The organism is Chitinophaga eiseniae (assembly GCF_012641265.1).
Taxonomy (GTDB): domain Bacteria; phylum Bacteroidota; class Bacteroidia; order Chitinophagales; family Chitinophagaceae; genus Chitinophaga; species Chitinophaga eiseniae_A.
On sequence record NZ_JABAHZ010000003.1, the window covers coordinates 1 to 16,261 of the forward strand.

General features: G+C 47.0%; 10 protein-coding genes and 1 riboswitch. Of the genes, 5 read left to right on the top strand and 5 right to left on the bottom strand.

Annotated features, from left to right (window positions below; all coding sequences use genetic code 11):
- Positions 1–179: 179 nt before the first annotated feature.
- The 5 genes from HGH91_RS13835 to HGH91_RS13855 all read right to left on the bottom strand — a co-directional run bounded on the left by HGH91_RS13835 (position 180) and on the right by HGH91_RS13855 (position 9,216).
- Positions 180–2,342, bottom strand: a complete 2,163-nt coding sequence (locus tag HGH91_RS13835; protein WP_168739076.1) for a TIM-barrel domain-containing protein — start codon at positions 2,340–2,342, stop codon at positions 180–182.
- Between the two features lie 5 nt (positions 2,343–2,347).
- Positions 2,348–4,033, bottom strand: a complete 1,686-nt coding sequence (locus tag HGH91_RS13840; protein WP_168739078.1) for a RagB/SusD family nutrient uptake outer membrane protein — start codon at positions 4,031–4,033, stop codon at positions 2,348–2,350.
- Between the two features lie 18 nt (positions 4,034–4,051).
- The gene (locus HGH91_RS13845; protein ID WP_168739080.1) at positions 4,052–7,489 is read right to left on the bottom strand and encodes a SusC/RagA family TonB-linked outer membrane protein; all 3,438 of its coding nucleotides are present in this window, start codon (positions 7,487–7,489) and stop codon (positions 4,052–4,054) included.
- A 147-nt stretch (positions 7,490–7,636) separates the two neighbouring features.
- A complete protein-coding gene (locus tag HGH91_RS13850) occupies positions 7,637–8,587 on the bottom strand; it encodes a FecR family protein (protein WP_168739082.1) in 951 nt (316 codons plus the stop codon).
- Between the two features lie 80 nt (positions 8,588–8,667).
- On the bottom strand, positions 8,668–9,216 hold the full coding sequence (locus HGH91_RS13855; protein ID WP_168739084.1) for an RNA polymerase sigma-70 factor: 549 nt from the start codon (positions 9,214–9,216) through the stop codon (positions 8,668–8,670).
- Between the two features lie 230 nt (positions 9,217–9,446).
- Positions 9,447–9,659: riboswitch (cobalamin riboswitch) on the top strand.
- Between the two features lie 119 nt (positions 9,660–9,778).
- Between HGH91_RS13855 and HGH91_RS13860 the strand changes: the two genes are divergently transcribed.
- The 5 genes from HGH91_RS13860 (at position 9,779) to HGH91_RS13880 (ending at position 16,126) form a co-directional block, all read left to right on the top strand.
- Positions 9,779–11,797, top strand: a complete 2,019-nt coding sequence (locus tag HGH91_RS13860) for a TonB-dependent receptor plug domain-containing protein (RefSeq protein ID WP_168739085.1) — start codon at positions 9,779–9,781, stop codon at positions 11,795–11,797.
- A gap of 9 nt (positions 11,798–11,806) precedes the next feature.
- The gene (locus HGH91_RS13865; RefSeq protein WP_168739087.1) at positions 11,807–12,955 is read left to right on the top strand and encodes a YncE family protein; all 1,149 of its coding nucleotides are present in this window, start codon (positions 11,807–11,809) and stop codon (positions 12,953–12,955) included.
- A 36-nt stretch (positions 12,956–12,991) separates the two neighbouring features.
- Entirely contained in the window at positions 12,992–14,173 is a 1,182-nt protein-coding gene (locus tag HGH91_RS13870; RefSeq protein WP_168739089.1) for a cell surface protein, read from the top strand.
- Between the two features lie 107 nt (positions 14,174–14,280).
- Complete coding sequence (locus HGH91_RS13875) at positions 14,281–14,880, top strand: RNA polymerase sigma factor (RefSeq protein ID WP_168739091.1); 600 nt, start codon at positions 14,281–14,283, stop codon at positions 14,878–14,880.
- 55 nt (positions 14,881–14,935) lie between these two features.
- Positions 14,936–16,126: a FecR family protein gene (locus HGH91_RS13880; RefSeq protein ID WP_168739093.1), complete on the top strand. Its 1,191-nt coding sequence runs from the start codon at positions 14,936–14,938 to the stop codon at positions 16,124–16,126.
- The last annotated feature ends 135 nt before the right edge of the window (positions 16,127–16,261 follow it).

The window sequence follows — 16,261 nt, forward strand, 5'->3', positions numbered from 1 at the left end:
CATACCCAAATTTAACTACCCTGACCAACACTTGAAAGTCTTTTTTTCAACCAGATTATCTGGATAAATCAGCCCTTTTTTCTCAAAATTAAAGAGGGTGCCTCAAAATTACTTTTGAGACACCCTCTTTTCCTTATTTATTAGAATGAACGAAAGGATTATTCCCTTGCAGGAAATGCTTATTTACTATCAGCCGAAGGCATGAACCGCCATTTAATATCCTTATATGCCTGCTTTACTCCCTGCTTGTTTTCTATCACTACCTTTTCCTGCCATTTTCCCTGCTTATTCTTTTTAGCGGAAAGCTGGTACTGCATATATTTCCCTTGCTGGTAGTCATAAGATTCCCCGTCATCGTCATACAGTACTGATGCACTTTCCGCCTCTCCATAGTGGCGGATTTCCAGCGGAAGCTGCTCGCCGGGCGCCGGGGTATGTGTTACCGGTGGTATCATGGGGATAATGCCGCCGTCTTTTACATACAGGGGTATTTTATCCAGGCCTGGCTTAGCTACAATGATACTGCCGTTTCCAACATATTCGCCGGTGTAAAAGTCGTACCATTTGCCTTGCGGCAGTATCACCTTTCTTTCGGTTTGGCCAGCAAACATCGGTGCTACCAGGAGGTTATCTCCCAGCATAAACTGATCTTTTACATCTTCCCGCAGGGCTACCTGGTAGGGATTTTCTGTTCCATCCAGTGCTGCTTTCTCCGACTGATGATTAAACGAGAAGCCCTCCACCAGGTTCATGGCTCTAACCGGCGGTTTACCTTCCAGGTAGTATTGAGAGAAAACGGTATAGAGATAGGGGAATAACTGCATGCGCAGTAATGCCACATCCTTCACCTGTTTTTCCACTTCCGGGAAACTCCATGGTTTGGTACCATCTGCCCAGGCATTGAGCATGGCCATCGGGGAAAAGCAAGCCGACTGCATACGCCGCAACCATTCCTCCGCTGTTTTGGATGCCCTTACCTCCGGCGTCCAGAGCACGCCAATAAAACTACTGTTGCACAACGCTGTGATGAAATCACGATGGTTGTAATAATCATTATAGATCACATACGGCAGCGAAGACGCGCCAGCATTGGAAGCACGTACCAATCCGTAGGTACGCACCCCATTCTCTTTGAACCATTCTGCGGTGGCGCGCTGCATCATTACCCCAAACAATTGGCGCATTTGTTCAGCACTTGTTCCGGACGGGAAAGTAGCTACATCCGGCCATAGCCAGTTATCAAATCCATCTACTTCATCAATTTTGTAACCGGAAACGCCTATATCAACATGCTGCTTTTTGAAAAGCTGCTTATACAGCTCCTGCGCGGGCTGCAAAGTAAAATCCGGTACCAGCCCGTTCCATACTGTATGAGAACCTGATAATGGCTTCGCCACTTCATATAGCGATGAAGCTGGTGACAGGTAAGGATTCAACCATAAATTGAGACGAATACCTTTTGCCTTCATATCTTTTACAAAACCTGCCGGATCGGGGAATCTTGTTTTATCCCACTCAAAGGTGCAGGGATAGGCTTTTGTTTGCCAACCTGGCTCCAGCCCGATAAAATCCAGCGGAAAGCCATGTTGTTTGAATGCGTCCGCTTCTGCTTCCACCTGGTCTGCAGTAGACAACGTAGGCATACGATGTGTAAAACCGAGTCCCCATTTGGGAGGCAGCACACCTCCACCATTGAGCAGGTTATAACGTTGCACTACTTCCATCGGGGTATTACCGGCAAAAACATATACCTCTGTACCGGTTGTTGGCACCAACATTTCCACCGCGTCGGAATAGGGCTGCGCACTCCAGTCAGCTTCTGTGTTCCGGTCGTAAACCTTCGGAGGATGCTCACTGTTCACCCGCACGGCTGTTCCCGCATACACCGTGATATAACGGGCACTATTTACCAACACACCATATCCCTTGCTGGAAATATAAAAAGGAACCGGGGCATGGGAACGGCCATTATCGCTGCCGCCGTAGTGGTCCATGTGCAGGTCCAGTACTTGTCCCCGGCGGTTAACCGTTTTAAATTGCAGCCCCAGGCCAAACAGCTGTTCTTCTGCCTGTAAGGGAAAACGCAGGTAAACCTTTCCCTCCTTTACTTCCGCATTACAATCCGGCAAAGGAAGCGGGAATGGCTGTTCGCCCAGCTTTTGCAACGCCTCTTTCCGGGGTCTTCCGCCTGCTGTTCCCAACAGGTCTACCTTATCCGGCTGTCCTACAGTAGCTTTCCAGATACCTGGCGCCACCTGTTCCCATTTTAAAGGTACCCGCTGCGCCCGCGCTAATGATCCGATAAAAATGCAGATCAGAAAAAAAAGCAATTTTGTCTTCATAAAAATTATTGCAAGGGATCAAATGCACCTCCATCCCATCCGTTTGTCTGTTTGAGATTACCATTCAACTCCAGGTGCGTGGTGTTGATGGGATAAAAATAATAATTGCTTTTAAAATCAACCTTAAAAACCTTATCTACGGCTACCAGCGAATCCTTAAAATACTGGCTGTAGTTCTGGTCAAGATTAACCGTATCTTGTATTTTGCTGAATTCATTCTGTGGTATCAGTAATGTAATCACAAGGCCATGTCTTACTTTACCATTGAGTTCTTTTTCAAACAGCTTCCATCTGCGCAGGTCCCAGTAACGTTTTCCTTCATACGCAAACTCTATTTTTCTTTCCAGCCTGATAGCATCGCGCATAGCATCAGTGTTCATACCGGGTTTCATGCCGTATAGGTTATCGCCACCGGCTTCAATGCCGGCGCGTTTCCTGATCAGCTTGAGTATTTCATAGGCCTCACTGGTGTTACCCGTTTCGTTGGCACATTCCGCGAGGTTCATCAGCACTTCTGCGAAACGTATTTCCACCCAATCCGTACTGCTGTTGTAGGTAAAGAACCTGGAATAACTTACATCTACTGCTTTCTTGCAATAAAAGCCGGTTTCAGAAAGGAACTGTGTTTCTGCCCCTACGTAGTTCCATTGTCTTCGTCCCGCTTTCCCACTCAGCTCCCAGGGACAACCATTGTAAGCGATCGTTGCTGCAAAACGGGGATCCCTGTTTTTCCAATAGTGTACAGGATCATAGCCTGCCGCGGGATCGGTGATAGGCCGGCCGTCTTTCATAGGGAAAGCATTCACCATTTCCAGTGTGGGATGATTGGCGCCGGTGGCATTCTGCGCTTCACTCAGCGGGCGCGTAGCAGCATTCCAGTCATTCACCTTATCGGGGTATGCATAGCGGTTTACAAAAACCACTTCCTTATTCATTTCATCAAACCAGATATTGGCAAACTTATCATACAACCCTGCTCCTGCCGCCTCCAGTACTTCCCTTGCCATCTTATTGGCAGCATAGGCATTTTGCCATCTCACGGCATCGTTGGCGGGATTGAACTGGGGGCTTGCATAATATAGCAGTATCCTTCCTTTCAGCGCCAGGGCAGCTCCTTTAGTAACCCTGCCCAGGTCATCGCCAGTCCACGAGGCTGGTAAAAGTTTGGCCGCGTTGTCCAGGTCGGCCACCATCTGTGCAACACAGGCAGATGTTTTGTCTCTCGGTACTTCCAGGTTATCTGTGATCTTTTGTGGCTCCAGTATCAGCGGCACACCTCCATATAGCCGCACCATGCCAAAGTAGTCCCATGCTCTTAAAAAGAATGCCTGTCCTTTTAACAGGTCTTTTGTTGCAGCAGGAAGCGTCCCACCATCGATGTTCTTCAAAAGGATATTAATGTTCCTGATATTACTATAAGACCATAAGTCGAACGAGTTAATCGTAAGCTGACCGTACATAATAGCGTCCCCTCCAGGCGCTTCATCAGAAGTAGCGGCATCGGAAGTGTTCCAACCGGGGAGGTTATCGTCATATAATTTGTTTACATAGGCAGTAGCCAGTTTATTGTCCTTCCAGACATCAGACTCGTTAACAGCACCGAGATCTTTTTTGTCGAGTATTGCCTTGGTACAATGCGTGAAGCAACAAAGAAAAAACAAGGCATATATGGTAGTATATCTGAATTTCATAAATATTTTCTTTTCACGTTATAAAGTAATGTTCAGGCCAAAAGTGTAGTTCTTCATCAAAGGATAAGAGCGCATGCTCGCGGCTTCCGGATCCCTCACCTTCACGTGATCTTCCAGCAACAGCAAGTTGGTGCCTGTAAAGAACAGCCGCACGGCAGCGAGGCCGCTTCTTTTAACTAACAACCTGGGCAACTCATACGACAGGTTCACATTCTTTAACCGTAAAAAGGAGCCGTTCCGCAGCCAGAATGTCGACGCGTCGTCGGCAGTATTCCTTCCGGCGCGGGGAAATGCAGCATTAGGGTTTTCCGGCGTCCAGTGATCATTCCAGTAGGCAAAATTCGTTTCTTCTGTTCTGGCCTGTACATAGCGCACATCTATCATTGTTTTATAACCTGCCAGTCCCTGGAAAACGAGGTCCAGGCTCAGTCCTTTCCAGGTACATCCCATAGCTATACCATAATTGACAGGAGGAGTGTTGTGACTTGCAATGTATTGTGCATCATTTTCGTCTATTTTTCCATCCGGCTTATCATCTACCGCTCCGCGGGTATCGCGGTAATTAAGCATGCCTAACTCTGGTTTCTGCCCAAAAATGGTGTACCCGGCAGGTAAAGCATCAAGATCCGCCTGTGTACGGATAATCCCGGTAGCCTCATACCCCCAGATACGGTCCATGTTATACCCGAGAACAGATTTATAAGCGCGTTGATTCACTGGTTGATCCTGTACCTTTACTTCATTGGTAGCATATCCGACGTTGCCGGATACATAGTAACCGAAATTTTTGTTTACAACGCCATTGTATTTTACTGATAGTTCAAAGCCCTTTGAGTTGATAACACCATAATTTTCCGCCGGCAGTGTTGCCCCGAAAGTCGATGGAACACTTTTCTGCCGGGCCCCGAGAATGTCATAAGTATGTGTACGGAATATATCTGCTGAAAAACTTAATTTATTATTCAGCACGTAGGCGTCCAGTCCGCCATTCCAGGAGACAGATTTTTCCCAGGTAATATTGGGGTTCGACAACGAACCCGGAGCGATGCCGCTGGTTATACTGCCCAAAACAGCACCATTCGCAATATTATAGCGTTGCATCCATTGCCAGCCGCCGATGGCGTCATTACCTATCAAAGCGATCGTGCTTCTCAGCTTAAGGTCGTTGACAAAACTTATATTATTCCTGAAGAAGGGTTCTTCTGAAATCCGCCACACCGCAGACAAAGACGGAAAAAAGCCCCATCGTTGTGAGGGCGCAAACTTTACAGAGCCATCATATCTGAAGGCACCTTCCAGGATATACTTGTCAGCATAGTTATAATTCAATCTGCCTATATAGGAAGCACGCCCATCCTCCCATCCACTCCCATTGGCAAACTGACTGGCGGCGCTACCTGCAAACAGCTGGTCTATGGAAGGTGAAATAAAATTATTACGTTTCGCGTTAAAATTATCTCCCTTGCTTTCTGCCTGCTCATACACCAATAATGCGCTCAGCTTATGGGCGCCAAAGGAGCGATGATAGGAAATGTATCCATCCAGCTGGTAAGCTTCCTGGTTATCGTAAGATTCATAAAGGAATTCTCCGTCGTCGCGCACCTTTACACTCTCTAATTCATCTGTTACAATATGATTATGTTCCCCTCTGCGTTTAAATACAGATAATTCATACGGCAAACTAAACTGCTTCACGAAATTGTTCCTGGAATACTTATTGAACATGAGTTTAAGTTCAAGCCCGGGAAGAAATGGCGCCTTGTAACGTAGGGTGGCAATAGTGTTATAATCAACAAACTTCTTCTTGTTATAACCGGTTTGGCCGTTTGTTATAGCCACCGGGGACCATTCAACATAAGTACCATTCAACCTGCCATTGATATACGGGGGTACAGTCTGGGTTCTGAACAGAAAAGCCTTGTACAGGTCTTGCATGTTATCTCCATCATTGTCATACATCCAAAATGGTTTCTGATCATTCCTGACATCCATACTTACATTTAAAGAGGCGGTAAGATTGCTGGTAATATCAGCATCTACATTCGCTCTTAAAGTATTTTTGCGAAAATCCAGCTTATTGAAAGATCCTGTTGCATAAAAATAAGTGCCATTCATGAAGTAGCGGATTTTGGGTGAGCCGCCGCTTACAGACAATGAATGCCGGGTTGTTACGGGGTTTTTCCAGGCATCCTCAATCCAGTTCCAGTTATGTGTTTTGAAGTAATCCAACTCGTCAGGCGAATAATACCTGGCATCACTGGTGGGCACATTATCGATACGCAGCGCATCGTTGATCGTAATGGCCTGGTGATATGCATTCTGGGTTTCAGGAATGTGTATCGGCTTTTCCACGCCAATTGAACCATTATACGAAATGGTCGCTTTCCCTTCTCTACCCACCCTGGTTGTTACCAGCACAACACCATTAGCGGCGCGGGAACCGTATACGGCTGCGGAAGCTCCGTCCTTCAATATGGAGATGTTATCTACTTCACTTGGATCCAGTGCATCAAAAGCAAACTTATCGCGCACCACCCCGTCAATGACGTAAAGGGGATCAGTATTATTCCAGGTGCCGGCAGCACGGATACTAACAGAAGATGCCATGCCAGGCTTACCACCGGATTGCGTAATGCGCACTCCCGGAAGCCTTCCCGCTAATGCGTTGGAAAGATTTGCGACGGGCAGATCTTTTATCTCTTTCCCTGAAACAGTGGCAACAGCACCTGCAAGCGTGGCTTTTTTCTCTGTTCCGTACCCAACTACCACGATTTCATTCAGTCCGCTTAAGGTACTGCTCAATATCACATCCAGGAATGGTTTCCCTCCAAGGACAGTTTCCCGCCGGTCAAATCCTATATAAGAAAATACCAGGGTGGCATCCGGTTCCGCTTTAATGGCATAATGCCCGTTCTTATCGGTAACCGCTCCGCCAGGTGCCCCTTTTACCTGTACAGTAACACCTACCAGTGGCGTTCCAAGGGTATCTCTTACATTTCCTGAAACGAGGAAGGTATCTGCAGTTACAGCCTTCTCCTGGGGCTGGGCCGGGTTTCTTAAAGCACCCGGAGCCTGTTGAAAGTTACTTTGCAAGGCACCTTTTGGCATATTGGTCTTCACGGTAATAGTATTTCCCAACTGCTTGAAAGACCAGTTTAACTTTTCAGATAAACTGTCCAGTATATTGTCTACTGCTAAATGATGGCTGTTTATCCGTACAACTGTATCAAGATTGATACTACGGGCATCGAATACAAAAGTGATAGCAGTTTTTTGATTGATAATGGAAAATAGTTTTCTTACTGAAATGTTTCGAAGGTCTGCTGTAATGATGCTATTGGTTTGGGCATTTACATTTTTTCCCGACGAAGTGTTGAATGCTACTAGTTCTGCCAGGAAATAAATGATCAAACACCTGGCGCAGACCAGTAATACCTTAGGTAGTTTTTTTTTCATAACTTTAACGTGTTTTTGTTTAAGCAAACGTGTCCTGTGCACGGAGCTCCACTTCCGCACAGTAACGTATTTTTACACTAACCAGCCGGTAGTCCTCTCCGATTACCGGCTTTTTGCTAGATGCAGTTATTCCATATGTATCAGTATTTAAAATTCAGATAGGGTTACTTTTCCCGCTTCAATCCTGTATTTTAAATCATAGTTAAACGAAAGGCTTTCCAGTACTTCGGGAAGCGTTGGATTGCTATACTCCCCGGTGAGCCGCCATTGCCGCGACTTCAATTGGCTGATATCAAAATGTACACCGTAAAACCTTTCCAGTTTGGCAAGCACTTCGTCAATACCTGCGTTATCAAAATAAATTATCCGCTGCCTCCAGGCTAAGCGCTCCCTGGAATTAAATACCCCTTTTTCGAAATGGTCTGCTTTCCTGGTATATACCACCTCTTCCCCCGGTGTCAGCACAACTCCTTTTGCGTCATCTTTCTCTACCAATACTTTACCATTTGTCAGGGAAACTATTATCTGTGGATCATTGCCAAAGGCGGCTACGTTAAAGGCAGTTCCTAACGCGGTAACGGATAACTTCCCGGTATGCACCGTAAAAGCCTTTCCAGGCTGGGATCGTACGTCAAAACAGGCTTCCCCGCGAAGCTCCACATCACGATGCTTCTCACCAAAGTTACGCCCCACCTTTAGCACGGAACAGGCATTGAGTGTTACAGTAGTGCCATCTTCCAGGCGAATACTCCTAACCTCACCAAATGAAGTGGTATATTCTTTTTCATAACCGTGGAAATAGTTAAAGTAAACAAGACTTCCTCCCAGCAATAGGAACAACATAGCAGCAGCCAGCCACCACCTTCCACGGGAAGTATCGCTACTTCCGGGAGAAGGCACCGCACTGAGTCCTTCGTCAAGCCTGGCCAATTGCTTCCACCCTTCTCTCAACTTCCGTTCCTGCTTCCTTTTGCCATGCACGTCGGGATATTCGTCCAGGTCGTTCTCATCCAACCACCGGTATACCAGGCTTTCCTCTTCCGGACTACATGCTCCGTTGAAATATTTTTCTAATAATGCCTTATCTATGGGCGCCATAGCATTACGCTTAAAATTGACCGTCTATTATATAAGTGTAAAAAACACCCACTACACCCTAAACGAATTTGAAAAAAAAGTTAAATTTTTTGGGAAGCTATTTTTCTAAGGGCCAGGGACACGTGGTACTCCACTGTTTTCACGGATATCTCCATCCTACTGGCAATGTCTGCATAGGTAAGGCCACAATAGCGGCTCAGGTAAAAAATCTCCCGTGTTTTATGCGAAAGGGATTCCAGGAGATGATGAAGGTATGCCTGCATATCTTTATAACGTACATGCTCCTCCGGTCCGTCTAATGCCTGCGGAATGGCAGCATGTTCGGTAGCTTGTTTTTTCTTTTGCCTCATTTTGAGATAAAAAAAGGCAGTGTATTTAGCACAACGGGTAATATAGTTTTCAAGAGAGCCTTTTAATTCAATTTTTTCACGCCGCAACCAGAGGGAGGTAAACACGTCCTGTACAATATCTTCTGCATCTTCTTCCGAATCCGTATAATAAAAAGCGATGTTATATATACGCCGTTCATATGCCTGATAGATCAGGCGAAACACCATAGCATCGCCCTGGGCAAGCCCTGTTAATAAATAGATATCATCATTGGAAAGGAGCGGGAGTTCAGGCGCCATTCACTATTTAATTTGCAAGGAAGGTAGTAAAGTCTTTACCGATTTCATAGTATCATTTGACCGATTCCTACCAGTATTTTCACCAACCCATTTATCCTTTGCGCATCCTGCAGGTGCCTTTCACCTGCTAGCCAAATGAACATTTTTTAGTCCCCACGGAACTTTTAGTCTATATTTGCCCTGTTAAAATCCGGACGGGAGATAAGATTAAAGTCTTTACCGTCTTGAATGATACACAAAAGTGATATGGTTCACCTCTTACCTGCCTGGTAATAGGTGATTAAAAGGGAACACCGGTGTAAATCCGGGACAGTCCCGCTGCTGTAAGTCTCACACAATGCCAGGGCATTACTACAAAAACCACTGTCTCTACTGAGTAAAGATGGGAAGGTTGCCCGAAGCAGAGATAAGTCAGAATACCTGCCATACTACCTGGTTTTTAAGCTTTCGTGGAATGAAGCTTGGGAATAGTTGCTGGCAGCGGGTTTACGCCCGTCTACGATCGACTTCCTGGTTATTTTTTTTATGAACGAAAGCTGTTGATGAAATATTAACAGTAGAAATGACGCTTTTCGTTAAACGATGCAAACAGTCCGGCTGCCTGGCTGTGCTGCTGGGTTGTGCGCAACTTGCAGTGGCGCAACAAGCCGATAGCAGCCATACCAAACACTTACAGGAGGTATCGGTTACTGCGCCCAGAACCACTAAAGAAATCAGTCCCGGGCAAAAGCTGCAGGCCAAAGACCTGGAGCGGCTGAGCAGCCACTCCGTAGCGGATGCCATCCGCTTCTTTGCCGGCGTACAAATAAAAGACTACGGCGGCATAGGCGGCCTCAAAACCGTGGACATCCGTAGCATGGGCAGCAACCATACCGGCGTATTTTACGACGGTATCGCCATTGGCAACGCCCAGAACGGACAGGTAGACCTGGGCCGGTTTTCATTGGATAACATGGAAGAAATTGCCCTGTACAACGGGCAAAAAAGCAATATTTTCCAACCTGCCCGCGACTTTAGCACCGCTGGCGGTATTTACATGACCTCCCTGAAACCCCGCTTTGCAGCCGGAGAAAAAACACACGCCAGAGGTACCCTCAAAACCGGTTCCTTCGGGCTGTTCAACCCTTCACTGCTCTGGCAACAAAAAATCAACGACAAAGTATCCGCATCCTTCAGCACCGAATGGGTAAATGCTACCGGCAGGTATAAATTCAGGTATACCGTACGTGATAAACAAGGCAACATTGCCTACGACACCAGTGCTTACCGAAAAAATGGCGATATCAATGCTGTACGTGCTGAAGGCGGCTTTAACGGCGTAATGAATGAAGGCGAATGGAGCGCAAAAGTATACTACTACCAGTCAGAAAGAGGACTGCCGGGCTTTGTGGTAAATAATGTATTCGGGCACGTAGACCGTCAATGGGATCAGAGCATCTTCGTACAATCGTCCTTCCGCAAAGACATCAGCAAACGTTATAGCCTGCTGCTGAATGGTAAATATGCATACGATTATTCCCGCTACCTGGCGCCTGATACCGCCCGCTTATATGTAGACAATCATTACCGGACCTACGAGACCTATATATCCATGGCCAACCAATATGCACTGACCAGCTGGTGGAACCTCTCTGCCTCCGGTGATTTCCAATGGAGCCGGATGGACGCCGATTTGAAGAACTTCACGTTCCCTACGCGGTATACTACGCTTATAGCAGCAGCAACGGCTATCACCTTTAACCGGTGGAGCGCACAGGCCAGTATACTTGGTACTTTTGTTTCGGAAGATGTGAAAAAAAACACGGCCCTCGCCTATCAGCAAAAGTATACCCCGACGGTGATTGTTTCCTGGCAGCCCTTTTCCGTGGCAGACTTCCGGCTACGTGCCTTTTATAAAAATATCTTCCGCCTGCCGACTTTTAACGATCTCTTTTATACCGAAATCGGCAGCAAGATCCTGAAACCGGAATTTGCTACCCAGTACGATGTGGGCATTACCTGGAATAAAACCTTTACTAACCGAAACCTCGTACTGGCAGGCCTGGAAGCAGATGCTTACTACAACGATGTAACAGATAAAATTGTGGCCGTTCCCGGCCAAAACCAGGTCATCTGGACCATGCAGAACCTGGGCAAAGTGAAAATAAAAGGTCTCGATGTAAAGGCGAAAGCGGCCTGGCAAATAAAACAAGTCCTTCAACTGCAAACGAAACTGACGTACACCTTTCAGCGGGCGCAGGATTTCACCAATCCGTCCGACCGGTTTTATGGCCACCAGATCGTGTATATTCCACGCCACAGCGGGTCGGCGATACTGGGCGCCGACTACAAAAGCTGGCAGGCCAACTATAGCTTCATCTACACAGGAGAAAGATATAACGGCAAAGAAAATATACCGGAAAATTACGTACAGCCCTGGTATACCAGTGATATTTCTCTCGGTAAACAATTCAATTATAAACACACCCGCTTCAGGATCACTGCCCAGGTCAATAACCTGGCCAATCAATATTTTGAAGTAGTGCAGAGCTATCCTATGCCAGGAAGAAATTACCGGTTCATTTTAACAGTAAATATCTAATCATACAGCATGAAAAAATTATTATTCACCGTTCATATAGGGTTGGCTGTTACTGCCCTGCTACTGGCCAGTTGCAGGAAGGATGCCACCATTGTACCGCCGGTCGTTACACCGGTAACACCTCCCACTCCCAACGCCACTGTTACGGGGATGTACCTGCTCAACGAAGGTAACATGGGCAGCAACAAAGCATCTTTGGATTATTTCGATTTCACCACCGGCATTTATAACAAAAATATTTACGCTACGGCCAACCCCACCGCCGTAAAAGAACTGGGTGATGTAGGCAATGATATACAGGTATATGGCAGCAAGGTGTATGCGGTGATCAATGTGTCTAACAAGGTAGAAGTAATGAATGCCGCTACTGCCGTGCGCATCAAGTCAATTGATGTACTCAACTGCCGCTACATCACCTTTGCTAACGGTAAAGCCTATATTAGCTCCTATGCAGGTCCTGTACTGGTAGATCCCAATGCGCCCATTGGCTTCGTAGCAGAAGTGGATACCGCCACGCTGGAAATTACCCGCAAAGTAATAGTGGGCTATCAACCGGAGGAGATGGCGGTAGTGGGCAATAAATTGTATGTAGCCAATTCAGGCGGATACCGGGTTCCCAATTACGACCACACCGTGTCGGTGATTGATTTGAATACGTTTAAGGAAATCAAAAAGATTGATGTAGCGATTAATCTCGACCGGCTGAAGGCAGACAATACGGGTAATATCTACGTGAGCTCCAGGGGAGATTATTACAACGTTCCTTCCAGGCTGTTTATGATCGATACCAAAACAGACCAGGTAAAAACAACGTATGATATCGCCACCAGTAATTTCTGCATCATGGGCGACACGGCTTACCTCTACGGTTCTGCCTTCAATTACAATACCGCTAAGTGGACCATCAGCTACAATATGCTGAATGTAAAAACAGGCATGCTGCTCAACACCAACTTCATCACCGATGGTACCGAAAAAGAAATCAAGATGCCGTATGGCATAGCCGTAAATCCGGAAACCCGGGAAATTTTTGTGACCGATGCGCGCGACTATGTATCATCCGGTACGCTTTACTGCTTTAGTCCCGGGGGTAAAAAGAAATGGTCGGTAGCCACCGGCGAAATACCGGCACATATGGCCTTTGTATCCACCCGCTAATCATCCGTTTACTTCAACAATTACCTAAACACAGATATGAAAAGAAAACATTTACTCTTCGCGCTGACAGCCGCATTGGCCGCCGGCAGTTGCTCCAAAGACAAGAACGACGTACAGGCGCCAGGTAGCCAGATCGTGATCACGACTGCCGATGTAGTACCAGCTACCCAACTGAAATGGGTAAAAATCACTCCCCAGGTAGATAAGGCTGATAATGCCAGCTACCTCTGGACAATGGGCAAGGATACGCTGGCTGTTACCAAAGACCTGATGTATGCCTTTGATACCACCGGTAACATCTCCCTGAAATTTTCTGTAAAAACGGCTACTGACAGTAGTCAAAAAAATATTGTGGTACAACTGGCCGCTCCTGCCGCGCCGTATACCAATGCGGTGACCAAGGTATTTGAATACTTCCCGGCGCCCGGACAGTTCATCAACACATTGCCCGAATGGAAAGCCGGTCAAACCGATAAAGACATGGCCGATGCTGCTCTCGCAAAACTCAACAAAGAGAACATGATTTCTTTGGGCGGATTTGGCGGCTACGTGATAATGGGCTTCGACCATACCATCGTAAACAAGCCAGGTAAAAGCTCTTTCCTGGTATTGGGCAATGCATTTGCCAACAACGCCGAGCCAGGTGTGATCATGGTGGCTGCCGATGCCAATGGCAACGGCTTACCGGATGATCCGTGGTATGAAATTGCCGGTTCCGAATACAATAATCCCAAAACGATTAAAAACTACCAGATCACCTATTATAAACCTGACGAAAACAAAACGCCGGTAACCGATCCTAATGATCCATATTCCTCGGATGTTCAGTACATCCGCTGGGAAGATAACCAGGGTAAATCCGGCTACCTGGTTAAAAACCCATATCATACCCAGTCTTACTATCCCCAGTGGAAAGGCAACAGCATCGTATTTACCGGTACCAGGTTACCCGACGATCAGATCAGGAATACCTCTTCTAATCCGGCGTCTCCTTACTGGGTATTACCGGCGTTCCCGTATGGATACGTGGATAACCAGGCAAATACCGATGTAAATGCCCAGATAAAACTGGATTGGGCGGTAGATAATACCGGAAAACCCGTGAAACTGAGTGGTATCGATTTTATCAGGGTACACAGTGGTATCCGCAAAGAAGCCGGCTGGTTAGGGGAAGTGTCCACCGAAGTAGCCGGTGTCCGGGACCTGAACCTGAAATAATCGTCAACACCATTTACCTTTTGCCCTGGATTTTGCTGGTACCCACCAAAAAAATCCGGGGCTTTTTAGTGCTAAAATGTGTATTTTGTTGTCAAATCGTGATAACAGTGGGTAATGACGAAGCTGTTCTGTTGGGGAAACTGCAGGGAGGGGATGCAGACGCTTTTATAACATTATACAATCAATATTCCCCCTCACTTTATACCTACATCCTTCATTTTATCAACACACCAGCTTTAGCGGAAGATGTGCTGCAGGACGTGTTTATAAAAATCTGGGAGATCCGTGAGCGGATTAAACCAGAGTTGTCTTTCAGCGGGTACCTGTACCGGATTACCCGTAATCATGTTTTTAAATTACTGAAGAAAATAACAGCCGACGAAGCCCTGCGCCTCCGCGTGATGCAGGACCTGTACCAGCAAACTACCGATGCCGATACACTGCTGCAATGGAAGCAATATGAAACCTTATTGCATACCGCCATTGACCGGCTCCCACCCCAGCGCCAGAAGGTATTCCGGCTATGCCGGGAAGAGCTGAAAAGCTACGAAGAAGTGGCCCGTGAACTGGGCATTTCCCGCAATACCGTAAAAGAACACATGATGCTGGCCATGAAAAGCATCCGTTTCTTTGTTTATTCCAATGCCGATGGCATACTCCCGCTCCTGCTGACAGCCGCCCTGTTAAAAGACATCCCCAGGCCCTGAAAAATATTTTTCCGGACACACCCACCCTACCTGTCGGTTTTAGGATAGTATAGATATGCCGACATCCAAATCACCTGACCGGTACCAACAATTATTGCAACGCTGGCAACAGCGCACCTGTAGTCCACAGGAAGCCATTGAGCTGATGGAATACCTGCGGAACGACGCTTCCAACCGGGTATTGCTGGAGGAATTACAGGCCGCATTCCGGCAGGTACAGCCAGGAGAAGAGGGGATGTCTTCTCAGCCCATCAACAGGGTCAGGGAGGGGCTTTTAAAACATATACAGGGCGCCCCGGTGGTACCGATCCAGCGCTCCCGTAAACCGGGCGCCTGGCTACGCTGGTCGGCCGCTGCCGCTTTACTGGCCGCAATGGCCTTACCCGCCGGCTACGTTTTAAGACATCAAAGCGCCACATCATCTGCTAAAAAACCAATAGCTGCCGCTCCAGTGGCCGAACAACGTAAAACCGTGCTTACGCTGGCCAACGGGCAAAAGGTGGAACTGGACAAAGCAGGTATGGCGCAGCTGGCACAAGGCAATAGTACCATTCGCAATCAGAACGGACAACTCATCTACGAACAAACCAACAGCGGTCAGGCCGCATTGCTTTATAATACGCTCACCACCGCTCCCCGGGAAACTTATCCCCTGGTATTGGCCGATGGGAGTAAGATATGGCTCAACGCCGGCTCGTCCCTTCGCTTCCCGGCCGCCTTTGCCGGCAACGAGCGCAAAGTGGAGCTAACCGGGGAAGCCTACTTTGAAATTGCAACAGATGCACATAAGCCTTTCCGCATACAGGTAAAACAGATGACGGTAGAAGTGCTGGGCACCCATTTCAATATCAACGCCTATACCGACGAAACCACCATGAATACCACCCTGCTGGAAGGCGCCGTAAATATCAATAGCGGCAGGAGCAGCCTGCGGCTCGCCCCAGGTGAACAATCGCAGGTAAGCGGAGATGGACAAATAAAGAAAATTACCGGTGTAAACACCGACGAGATAATGGCCTGGAAAGAAGGCTACTTTAAGTTCGAGAACGCAGATCTGGCCACCGTATTAAGACAATTTTCACATTGGTACGATGTTGACGTGGTATACGAAGGCAACGTAAAACCAAGAAAATTCTTCGGCATGATCAGTCGCAAGAGCACCTTACCAAACGTATTAAAAATGCTGAATGCCAATGATATTGCCTACCGCATCGACGGTAGAAAGCTCATCATCGAGGGAAACTAATCGGGGAAAATTAAGGAACAGGATATAGGTGAACAATTATATCAACCAATAGTCAGGGTGAGTGCCAGCATAAAACATAGATAGAATATAATACTGTAACGCTCAACCAAACCATTTATCTAAATCAAAACTCAG

What these genes read in the sequence shown, in the direction of transcription:
- HGH91_RS13835 (WP_168739076.1), bottom strand. Translation starts at nt 2,342, where the DNA reads ATGAAGACAAAATTGCTTTTTTTTCTGATCTGCATTTTTATCGGATCA.
- HGH91_RS13865 (WP_168739087.1), top strand. Translation starts at nt 11,807, where the DNA reads ATGAAAAAATTATTATTCACCGTTCATATAGGGTTGGCTGTTACTGCC.
- HGH91_RS13855 (WP_168739084.1), bottom strand. Translation starts at nt 9,216, where the DNA reads ATGGCGCCTGAACTCCCGCTCCTTTCCAATGATGATATCTATTTATTA.
- HGH91_RS13860 (WP_168739085.1), top strand. Translation starts at nt 9,779, where the DNA reads ATGACGCTTTTCGTTAAACGATGCAAACAGTCCGGCTGCCTGGCTGTG.
- HGH91_RS13870 (WP_168739089.1), top strand. Translation starts at nt 12,992, where the DNA reads ATGAAAAGAAAACATTTACTCTTCGCGCTGACAGCCGCATTGGCCGCC.
- HGH91_RS13850 (WP_168739082.1), bottom strand. Translation starts at nt 8,587, where the DNA reads ATGGCGCCCATAGATAAGGCATTATTAGAAAAATATTTCAACGGAGCA.
- HGH91_RS13840 (WP_168739078.1), bottom strand. Translation starts at nt 4,033, where the DNA reads ATGAAATTCAGATATACTACCATATATGCCTTGTTTTTTCTTTGTTGC.
- HGH91_RS13845 (WP_168739080.1), bottom strand. Translation starts at nt 7,489, where the DNA reads ATGAAAAAAAAACTACCTAAGGTATTACTGGTCTGCGCCAGGTGTTTG.
- HGH91_RS13880 (WP_168739093.1), top strand. Translation starts at nt 14,936, where the DNA reads ATGCCGACATCCAAATCACCTGACCGGTACCAACAATTATTGCAACGC.